The following is a 9429-nucleotide window of genomic DNA, read 5'->3' on the forward strand; positions in this document are numbered from 1 at the left end:
CTCGTAGCGACAAAGGGGTGAGGCCCGGGGCTGTTCGGACGCCGACAGTGGGGTTCAACCATGGTGCCCGGCGAGCTATTCCAGCGGCTCGATGTGATCCGCGCAACGGGACATTGAAGAACTCCAATTCTTGACTAATTCCAGAAAAGGAGGACAGTGGAGAACGTGCACACCGAGGAGATCGACGCCCACCGACTGTTACGCGAGGCCGGGCTGCGGGTCACCGCGCCCCGGCTCGCGGTGCTGAACGCTGTCGCGGCACGCCCGCACGCGGACGCGGAGACGATCACCGCCGCCGCCAGAGCCGCGCTCGGGACGGTGTCGGCGCAGGCCGTGTACGACGTGCTCAATGCCTGCGTGCGGGCGGGAATCCTGCGCCGGATCGAACCGGCCGGTTCGCCTGCCCGGTTCGAGACCCGGATCGGGGACAATCATCATCACCTGGTGTGCCGAAGTTGTGGCGCGGTCGTCGACACCGAGTGTGTCGTCGGCGCCGCGCCCTGTCTGCAGCCCGCTGACGATCACGGTTTCGCGATCGATGAGGCCGAGATCGTCTTCTGGGGGCTGTGCCCCGACTGCCGAAATCAGGAGGCCGCGAAATGACCAAGCCGACCACCACCAACACCGGAAGCGCCGTCGAGAGCGACGACGAGTCGCTCACCGCCGGAACCCAGGGGCCGGTGCTGCTGCACGACCACTACCTGATCGAGAAACTGGCCCAGTTCAACCGCGAGCGGGTACCGGAGCGGATCGTGCACGCCAAGGGCTCGGGCGCCTACGGCGAACTGGTCGTGACCGGCGACGTGAGCCGCTACACCAAGGCCAAGCTCTTCCAGCCGGGCGCGCGCACCGAATCGCTGGTCCGCTTCTCCACTGTCGCCGGCGAGCAGGGCAGCCCCGACACCTGGCGTGACCCGCGCGGTTTCGCGGTGAAGTTCTACACCGAGGACGGCAACTACGACCTCGTCGGCAACAACACCCCGGTCTTCTTCATCAAGGACGCGATGAAGTTCCCCGACTTCATCCGCTCGCAGAAGCGTCTACCCGGCAGCGGCCTGCGCGATCACAACATGCAGTGGGACTTCTGGACGCTGCGCCCCGAGTCGGCGCACCAGGTGACCTGGCTGATGGGCGATCGCGGCCTGCCCAAGACCTACCGCCACATGGACGGCTTCGGCTCGCACACCTATCAGTGGATCAACGCCGAGGGCGAACGATTCTGGGTGAAGTACCACTTCAAGACCGACCAGGGCATCGAATTCCTCACCCAGGCCGAGGCCGACACCCTCGCCGGTTCGGATCCCGACTACCACCGCAAGGACCTGTGGGACGCGATCGAACGCGGCGACTTCCCCAGCTGGACGCTGAAGGTCCAGATCATGCCGGTCGCCGAGGCCGAGGGCTACCGCTTCAACCCGTTCGACCTCACCAAGGTCTGGTCGCAGCGGGACTACCCGCTGATCGAGGTCGGCAAGTGGACGCTGAACCGGAACCCGGGCAACTTCTTCGTCGATATCGAGCAGGCCGCCTTCGAGCCGTCCAACATCGTGCGGGGCATCGGCTTCTCGCCGGACAAGATGTTGCTGGGCCGCGTCTTCGCCTACGCCGACGCGCACCGCTACCGCATCGGCACCAACTACGCGCAGCTCCCGCCGAACCAGGCCAGGGCCGCCGAGGTGAACTCCTACTCCAAGGAGGGCGCCATGCGGTACCACTACAACGACGCGGATGTGCCGGTGTACGCGCCGAATTCGTATGGCGGCCCGCACGCCGATCCGGCGGTGGCCGGCGACGGCGGGCTGTGGGAGTTCGATCCGTCGATGGTGCGGGCGGGCTACATCGAGCACGCCGAGGACGGTGACTTCACCCAGGCGGGCACGCTGGTGCGCGAGGTCCTCGACGACGCAGCGCGGCAGCGGCTGGTCGACAACATCGTCGGCCACGTGCGCGCCGGGGTGAGCGAACCGGTGTTGAGCCGGGTGTTCGAGTACTGGCGCAATGTCGACGCCGAGCTCGGCAAGCGGGTCGAGGAGGGTGTCAGGGGCAGCTGAGCGCCCGGACGGTGAGTGAGGCAGGTACGCCGACGGCGTGCCTGCCTCTCGTCGTATCTGTCAGAAGTTGCTGAACCAGTACAGCAGGCTGGCCAGCACCCAGACGATCAAGGTCTCCATCGTCGTTTCTCCATCTTGTCGGTACTTCCATTCTCGCTGATGTATCGCCGTGGGCCGACAAGTTGTTCTTAAGAACCTCTAGAGACGCGCGTCGCATCCTTTTGTCAGACACCGGAACACCCGGGTCCGACCGGTCTCGAGGGGTGATCAGTCGGACCCGGCGGTGCAGACCAGAAGGTGGCTCTTCCAGACGCTGAAGACGCACTGCCGACGGTAACCACACCGACGGACTGGGCCGGAGATGTTCCACCGAGGTGTCGCGGGGTACGCCGACCGGGCCGGGTCGAAACGCGAGTTACCGGCCCGGTCGTTTGCGTTTGTCCCGATCAGCGGTAAGGGTTGAGTAGTGGTCGAGATTGCCGAGCACCGAGAAGCGCTGGATCGTGCCGAGGCACGGCTGCGCGAAGAGTTCGCGACGATGTTCGACCTGGACACCATCCACCGCTACCTCTACTCGTCCTACGAGGACTTCGCCGCGCGGGCGACGGTGACCCTGTACCTGCCGCTGCTGGCGGAACGTTTCGGCAGGCAGCGGCTGCACGCGCTGGCCAAGCTGGAGGGCAAGGTCGCCACGCCGCGGCCGACGGTGCTGTTCCTGTGCACGCACAACGCGGGTCGGTCGCAGATGGCGCTGGGCTTTTTCGAGGAACTGGCGCTCGGGCGCGCGGTCGCCTGGTCGGGTGGCTCGGAACCGGGCGGTCAGCTCAATCCGGCGGCGGTGGCGGCGATGGCCGAGGTGGGCGTCGACATCTCGCGCGAGTATCCGAAGCCGTGGACCGACGAGATCATCCGTGCCGCCGATGTCATCGTCACCATGGGCTGCGGCGACACCTGTCCGCTGGTGCCCGGCGTGCGCTACGACGAGTGGATCATCGAGGACCCGGCCGGCCTGGAACTGGCCCAGGTGCGCCCGATCCGCGACGACATCCACCGCCGCGTGCTCGACCTGCTCGCCGGACTCGGCATCGCGGTCAGCGAGCCCGTAGGTACGCCACCCAGCCCCCGTACTCCGTGATGTCGGTGGCGGCGACCGCCGCGTCGTAAGCGCACGCGAAGCCGACCACGGAGCGGCCGTCGGCCAGCTCGATGCTGGTCAGCGCCATCGGCGGGGGCAGTTCGGCCAGGAAGCGGCCGAGTCCGCCGGGGGAGACGAGGAACAGTTCGCCGCGGATCGGGGCGCCTAGGCCGTCGCCGTGCCGGACGAGACCCGGCTTCGGTGGGGTGGTTCCGAGGGCGGTCAGGCGGTAGGCGTCGCTGGTGGTGATCTCGCCGGCGAAACGGGCGCCGAGCTGTTCGAGTTGCCAGTGCAGCGGCTGGCCGCGCAGATGAGCGCCGAAAACCGCCAGTGGCACCGCGTTTTCCACGAGCAACGGTGGTGCGGTACCGGTCAGGCGGGCGGCCAGGTCGACGGCGAGCTGGTCGGCGAAGGCGGGGACCACCACCATCACGCCGAACGGCAGGCCGTCGGCGGTGGGTGCGCCGGGGACGGCGACGGCGGCGAGGTCGAGCAGGTTGCAGAAGTTGGTGTAGGTGCCGAGGCGGCGGTTGATCGCCAGCGGATCGGCGGTGACCTCGGCGATCGATGGGTGCTCGGTGGTGGTCGGCAGCAGCAGGCCGTCGTAGCCGGCGAGCAGGGCGGTGGCGGCGGCACGGGCCCGCGCGAGGGTGTCGAGGTCGGTGGCGAACGCGTGGGCATCGAGTTCTTTTGCCGCGCCGATGATCCCGGCGACCGTCGGATCGAGGCCGGGCGCGCCCTTGGCGACGAATTCGCCGACGGCCGCGTAGCGTTCGGCGACGATCGCGCCGTCGTAGAGCAGGCGGGCGGCGTCGAGCAGGGCGGAGATGTCGATCTCGTGCACCGCGACGCCCTGGTCACGCACGGCGGCAACGGTTTCGGTGAAGGCGGCGCGGTAGGCCTCGCTCAACGGGGTGAGATCTTCCGGGCGCGGGATCGCCACCTTCGGCCGGGCGGAGGCGGCCAGGCGGACGTCGGCGGGCCAGGCGCGGCTGCGTGGATCCCGCGCGTCCGGTCCGGCCATCGTCCTGGCCGCGGTGACGGCCAGGTCGAGGTCGGCGGCGAAGACGGTGACCGCGTCGTAGTCGGCGCAGGCCGGGACCACGCCGTGCGCGGGGATCACGCCGAGGCTGGCCTTGATGCCGACGATGCCGTGCAGCGCGGCCGGTACCCGACCCGAGCCTGCGGTATCGGTGCCGATCGCGAGGTCGGCGATGCCGAGGGCGACCGCCACCGCCGAGCCGGAACTGGAGCCGCCGGAGATCAATTCGGGGTACGTGGCATGGCGGACGGCGCCGTACGGACTGCGGGTGCCGACCAGGCCGGTGGCGAACTGGTCGAGGTTCGTCTTACCGAGCACCAGCGCGCCCGCGTCCACGAGACGCTGTACCGCTGCGGCGGTTTCGGTTGCGGGATAGCCGAATTCGGGACAAGCGGCAGTGGTGGGCAGGCCCGCGACGTCGACATTGTCCTTCACCGCGACCAGCAGCCCGGCCAACGGCAGATCCTCGCCCGCGCGGAGCCGGTGTTCCAATTCCGCTGCCTCGGTACGGAGTTCGTCCTGTGGACGCAGCGTGATCCAGACCTCCGGGCGGTCAACCTCGGCGATCCGCGCGTACGCGGCGGCCACCCTGGCTGTCGGTCCTGACATGGCTGTTCTCCTAATCGCTCATGGACATGGCGGCGACGGCGCGCGAGATGCGATCGAGCACGACATCGAGCGAGTCGCCGATGTGGGTGTGCAGGAGCCGCTGCGCCAGCTCGAGATCGCCCGCGAGGACGGCGTCGAGAATGCCGAGGTGCTCGCTGATCGTCGTCTCGATGCGGTTGTTGATCATGAAGTCGTACATGCGGACGTGCCGGATCCGGGAGTTCACCGCGACCAGCGCGCGCACCATCTCGGCATTGCCCGCCGCGGTGAGCAGCGCGACATGGAATTCCTCGTCGACGACCACGAACCCCGGTTCCTGCACGGGCGGGTCGGCGCGCAGGACCTCCCAGCGCCGCTGTTCGGCGCGCAGCAGCCGCTCGTCGTGGGTGATCGCGGGATCGGCGCGCACGCGGTCCATGCCGCCGAGTTCGAGGGTGAGGCGCAGCTCGTACAGGTCGCGGATGCGGGCCACGCTCGGCCGGACCGGGCTGAAGCCGTACTCCTCGCGTTCGAGCAGGCCATCCGAGCAGAGCATGGTCAGCGCCTCGCGCACCGGCGTCCGGGAGATCCCGAACCGCGCCGACAGCTTGGGCTCGGTGAGACGCGCGCCGAAGCGGATGTCGCCGTTCATCAGCTCGCCGCGCAGCGTCTCGTAGACGACCTCCCGCAGCGGCCTGCCGGAGCCGTCTCCCGGTGCATCCACCCTTGTCGACATGGGTGTATACGCTATCGATCAGTAATTTCTATCAAGTGACAGAAAGTAAGCGCCAGGTTATCTGGTGCTCACAGCCGAGCCACCTCACCGCGGCCCGGTCGTCGCAGAGAGCACTTCTCAACCCCTCGCGAACACGCGGTTACTCCGGCCGACACAGTCCGCGCGCACCCTTCTCTTCGAGACTCCCACTCCGCTCACCCGGAAGGGCGAACATGACCGAATCCACCGCGGCGATCCTGGCCCTCATCCTGGGCCTGTGCGCCGTCATCGCCGTCACCGTCTGGTGGCCGAACCCCCTCGACCGCGAATCCCCGGAAGAGTCGCAGTGGCCTGATCCAGCACTGATGCGTCCGGAAATACGAGGAGCCCCTGACCAGTGAACTGATCAGGGGCTCTTCTGTGTCTCAACCAACACGTCGGGGTGACAGGATTTGAACCTGCGACCTCTTCGTCCCGAACGAAGCGCGCTACCAAGCTGCGCCACACCCCGTGAGGCGAACCTGAAGTAGCTTACAACGAGGTGGTCGAAATCGTTAAATTGGGAGGTCAGAGGGCTCGGATGGAGCTGAAGATGCGTTTGGCGGTGGCGGCGTCGACGGCATCGGGGACGCCGGTGTCGGCGATCATGACCATGACGAAGCTGCCTTCCTTCGCGCCCTTGAACGCGTAGGTGTAGATGGAGTACGTGGGGCCGCAGCCGGGCTTCGGGTTGGGGACGGTGCCCGTGGTCTCGGTGAACATGCCGTCGGTCTTGCCGTCGATGGATTTCAGCGGCTGGGCGGGGCCGGGGGTACCGGTGGAGCCGGAGTAGGCGAGCGGGGCGGCCTTCTTGCCCAGTTCCGCGCCCGCGGCGGCGTGATCGTCGAGCTTCGAGCCGGTCAGCAGTGACATGGTCCGGGTGGAACCGGGGCAGTAGTCGCGGCCGTCGGTGGCGTAGCCCTTGCCGATGACGGCGTCGCCGGGCGGTTCGCCGACACCGCCGATGGTCGTCTCGGTGGCGACAGTCCAGCTCGGCGGCACGTCGTAGGCGGCACCGCGATCGGGGGAGGCCACGACCTGGTAGCCCTCGATGAGCGGCTTGCGGTCGGACGCCGCGCCGGTGGGGGTCGGTGTCGCGGAAGTCGGCTTGGGCTTGCTCGTCGAGGTCGGGGCGCCGGTGGTGGTGGTGAGCGCGCTGACCATCGACGGTGTCGCGCCGGAGTCGGCTGCCTGTGCCGTCTTGTCGTCGCGGGTCAGCGCGACGGCAGTGATCGCGACACCGCCCAACAGGAGCGCGACGAGGCCCGCGCCGACCCACGTCGCCGCCTTACCGCCGGACTTCGGCCCGCCGCTCGGCTGCCCGTACGGCTGGCGCCCGTATTGCTCGAGCGGCGGCACCTCGCCATAGCGCGGGGTGGGCTGTCCCCACGGCTGCATCGGATCGGAATTCCACTGCTGCGATCCACTCCCGGACGCCACCTGCCCCCACGGAACCTGTTGCCCAGCAGGCGGATTCGCACCCGGCCACGGCCCTCCGGGCGCACCGAGCTGATTCGGCCCTGCCTGCGGCGATCCGTACGGTGCCGCAGGCGGATTCGCGCCATAAGCGGTGGGCCCGCCGACCTGCGTCGCCTCTGACTGCCACGGCTGTGGCGATCCGAACGGCGCGGCAGGTGGATTCGGGCCGGGCGCAGCGGGCTGTCCCGTGCCGGTCGGCCATGGCTGTGGGGAGCCGGGTTGACCTGGCTGTGCGGCGCCGGTCGGCCATGGCTGTGGCGCACCGGCCTGACCTGCGGGCGGCGCGGGGTCGGGCCAGGGTGCTCCGCTCGGTGGGGTGTCCTGACCGCCCGCCGGACCCCATTGTTGTGGTCCGGCAGGCGTCCACGGCGTCGGATCGGGGAGGCCCGGCGGCGGACCCGAACCGTCCCAGCGCAGGGTGGGCGGGAGGCCGGTGCCGCCCGGGGTCCACACGGCGGTGGGATCGGGCGCCGGCGCGCCGGGAGCGGGACGCTGCCATTGCGCGTCGGGCTGATCGGGCACGCCCGGGCCGCCGAAAACGGTCGGGTCGTCGCGCCGGTCGTCGGATCCACTGCTCACGTCATTCCCCTACTGACAGAAGTCGTTCGGGGCGAAACCCTAGCGGGCGACGGCCTCCGAGGTGGAGATGCCGTGGCCGGTGTCGGCCACGGGACGCTTCGGCGGGGCGCCGACCAGGGTCAGCAGGGTGGCCTCGGGGCGGCAGCAGAACCGGTACGGCGCCCACGGGGAGGTGCCGATGCCCGCCGAGACGTGCAGCTGGGTGTGCTCGCCCCACTTGGAGGCGCCCTTGACTCGCGACTTGTCGATGCCGCAGTTGGTCACCAGCGCGCCGTACCCGGGGACGACGAGCTGCCCGCCGTGCGTGTGACCCGCCAGGACGAGGTCGTAGCCGTCCTCGGCGAAGCGGTCGAGCACCCGCGGCTCGGGCGAGTGAGTGACACCGATGCTGAGCTGCGCGAGCTGGTTCGGCGCACCGGCGACGGTGTCGTAGCGATCACGCTGCAGATGCGGGTCGTCCACCCCGGCACTGGCGATGCGGATGCCGGCCACTTCGAGGTCGCGACGGGTGTGCGTCAGGTCGAGCCAGCCACGCTCGGTGAAGGCGGCGCGCAGATCCTGCCAGGGCAGCGGGTCGCCGTAAACGCGGCGATGATCCTTCTTGAAATACTTCAGCGGATTCTTCGGCACCGGTGCGAAATAGTCGTTCGAACCGAACACGAACAGACCGGGACGGGCCAGCAGCGCGCCGAGCGATTGCACGACGGCGGGCACGGCCTTGGGGTGCGAAAGATTGTCACCGGTATTCACGACCAGGTCGGGTTCGAGCCGGTCGAGTTCACGCAGCCACTGCTGTTTGAGCTGTTGCCCCGGCATCATGTGCAGGTCGCTGACGTGCAGAATGCGCAGCGTCGGCGAGCCGGGCGCGAGGACCGGCATCGTCGCCTCACGCAGGACGAACGCGTTCCGTTCGATCAGCGTGGCGTATCCGATACCGGCGACGGCGGCCCCGGCGGCTCCCAACGCGGTACGGCGGACAGCGGACGTCGAGATAACGGGCATTTGCCCAGCATAGGCGACCCCCTCCCGGAACGGCGCGTGTGTTTCCGCACAAACGGTCCGAATTTCGGTCGCGATGAAAATGTGATGGGACTCGAGTGGCCGAACAGCTAGCGTGAGGCGCATGTCGGAACTGAAAGCGCAACTGCGCGCGGATATGACCGCCGCGATGAAAGCCAAGGACACTCTGCGTCTGTCGACCCTGCGGATGCTGCTCGCCGCGATCCAGAACGCCGAGGTCTCCGGTGATCAGGCGCGGGAACTCTCCGACGCCGATGTCCTGGCGCTGCTGCACAAGGAAGCCAAGAAGCGCAACGAGGCGGCCGTCATCTACGAGCAGAACGGGCGCGGTGAACTGGCCGCGAACGAGCGCGCGGAGGAAGAGGTCATCGAGCAGTATCTGCCGACCCAGCTCACCGAGGCCGAGGTGGCTCAAATCGCCGACACGGCGATCGCGCAGGTCGCCGAGGCGATCGGCGAGCGGCCGGGGATGAAGCAGATGGGTCAGGTCATGAAGGCGGCCACCGCGCTCGCCGAGGGCAAGGCCGACGGGTCGCGCCTGTCGGCGGCGGGCAAAACCCGCCGCTGACCGGGACGCACGACCAAATGGGCCCCCCCCAGCGCGGGGCCGGGCCCGCGCCGGATGCCGAGGATAGCGGCCCCCGCGAGCGGGACGCGCCCGTGCCGGTCGCCGTGCTCACCACGTTGGCCGACGCCGTCCGCCGCACCACGGCGGTCATCGTCGACGACGGTGTCGAGGTGGAGCCCTATCGACTGATCAACTGGCAGCGCCGCTGGTATC

9 protein-coding genes and 1 tRNA gene are annotated in these 9429 nt (G+C 68.8%); 5 read left to right on the plus strand and 5 right to left on the minus strand.

The window, feature by feature from the left end:
- The first annotated feature begins 165 nt into the window (after positions 1 to 165).
- The 3 genes from QH270_RS19155 (at position 166) to QH270_RS19165 (ending at position 3186) form a co-directional block, all read left to right on the plus strand.
- Positions 166 to 603 (plus strand): Fur family transcriptional regulator, encoded by a 438-nt coding sequence (locus QH270_RS19155; protein WP_280344292.1) that lies wholly within the window; start codon positions 166 to 168, stop codon positions 601 to 603.
- Positions 600 to 2051 (plus strand): catalase, encoded by a 1452-nt coding sequence (locus QH270_RS19160; protein WP_280344276.1) that lies wholly within the window; start codon positions 600 to 602, stop codon positions 2049 to 2051. Before QH270_RS19155 ends, QH270_RS19160 begins: the two co-directional genes overlap by 4 nt.
- A 466-nt stretch (positions 2052 to 2517) precedes the next feature.
- Positions 2518 to 3186: an arsenate reductase ArsC gene (locus QH270_RS19165; RefSeq protein ID WP_280344278.1), complete on the plus strand. Its 669-nt coding sequence runs from the start codon at positions 2518 to 2520 to the stop codon at positions 3184 to 3186.
- Here the strand turns inward: QH270_RS19165 and atzF are convergent.
- Both atzF and QH270_RS19175 read right to left on the minus strand, forming a co-directional pair.
- The gene (gene atzF / locus QH270_RS19170) at positions 3143 to 4837 is read right to left on the minus strand and encodes an allophanate hydrolase (RefSeq protein ID WP_280344281.1); all 1695 of its coding nucleotides are present in this window, start codon (positions 4835 to 4837) and stop codon (positions 3143 to 3145) included. The two genes, QH270_RS19165 and atzF, sit on opposite strands and share 44 nt — an antisense overlap.
- 10 nt (positions 4838 to 4847) lie before the next feature.
- Complete coding sequence (locus QH270_RS19175) at positions 4848 to 5552, minus strand: GntR family transcriptional regulator (protein WP_280344283.1); 705 nt, start codon at positions 5550 to 5552, stop codon at positions 4848 to 4850.
- A 212-nt stretch (positions 5553 to 5764) separates the two neighbouring features.
- On the opposite strand from QH270_RS19175, the gene QH270_RS19180 reads away from it, so the two are divergent.
- Positions 5765 to 5932 carry a hypothetical protein gene (locus QH270_RS19180; RefSeq protein ID WP_280344285.1) on the plus strand — a complete coding sequence of 56 codons (168 nt, stop codon included), beginning with the start codon at positions 5765 to 5767 and terminating at the stop codon, positions 5930 to 5932.
- Positions 5933 to 5968: 36 nt separating this feature from the next.
- Here the strand turns inward: QH270_RS19180 and QH270_RS19185 are convergent.
- The 3 genes from QH270_RS19185 to QH270_RS19195 all read right to left on the minus strand — a co-directional run bounded on the left by QH270_RS19185 (position 5969) and on the right by QH270_RS19195 (position 8630).
- A tRNA-Pro gene (locus QH270_RS19185) sits at positions 5969 to 6042 on the minus strand.
- A gap of 56 nt (positions 6043 to 6098) precedes the next feature.
- Positions 6099 to 7010 carry a hypothetical protein gene (locus tag QH270_RS19190; protein ID WP_280344287.1) on the minus strand — a complete coding sequence of 304 codons (912 nt, stop codon included), beginning with the start codon at positions 7008 to 7010 and terminating at the stop codon, positions 6099 to 6101.
- A gap of 657 nt (positions 7011 to 7667) precedes the next feature.
- Complete coding sequence (locus QH270_RS19195) at positions 7668 to 8630, minus strand: metallophosphoesterase (RefSeq protein WP_280344288.1); 963 nt, start codon at positions 8628 to 8630, stop codon at positions 7668 to 7670.
- A gap of 121 nt (positions 8631 to 8751) precedes the next feature.
- Between QH270_RS19195 and QH270_RS19200 the strand changes: the two genes are divergently transcribed.
- Entirely contained in the window at positions 8752 to 9216 is a 465-nt protein-coding gene (locus QH270_RS19200) for a GatB/YqeY domain-containing protein (protein WP_280344290.1), read from the plus strand.
- Positions 9217 to 9429: the final 213 nt, after the last annotated feature.

This window comes from Nocardia neocaledoniensis, assembly GCF_029868625.1.
Classification (GTDB): Bacteria; Actinomycetota; Actinomycetes; order Mycobacteriales; family Mycobacteriaceae; genus Nocardia; species Nocardia neocaledoniensis_A.

Bases quoted from the DNA above. Each gene is read 5' to 3' on its own strand.
- QH270_RS19175 (WP_280344283.1), bottom strand. From the start codon at position 5,552: ATGTCGACAAGGGTGGATGCACCGGGAGACGGCTCCGGCAGGCCGCTG.
- atzF (WP_280344281.1), bottom strand. From the start codon at position 4,837: ATGTCAGGACCGACAGCCAGGGTGGCCGCCGCGTACGCGCGGATCGCC.
- QH270_RS19160 (WP_280344276.1), top strand. From the start codon at position 600: ATGACCAAGCCGACCACCACCAACACCGGAAGCGCCGTCGAGAGCGAC.
- QH270_RS19200 (WP_280344290.1), top strand. From the start codon at position 8,752: ATGTCGGAACTGAAAGCGCAACTGCGCGCGGATATGACCGCCGCGATG.
- QH270_RS19180 (WP_280344285.1), top strand. From the start codon at position 5,765: ATGACCGAATCCACCGCGGCGATCCTGGCCCTCATCCTGGGCCTGTGC.
- QH270_RS19195 (WP_280344288.1), bottom strand. From the start codon at position 8,630: ATGCCCGTTATCTCGACGTCCGCTGTCCGCCGTACCGCGTTGGGAGCC.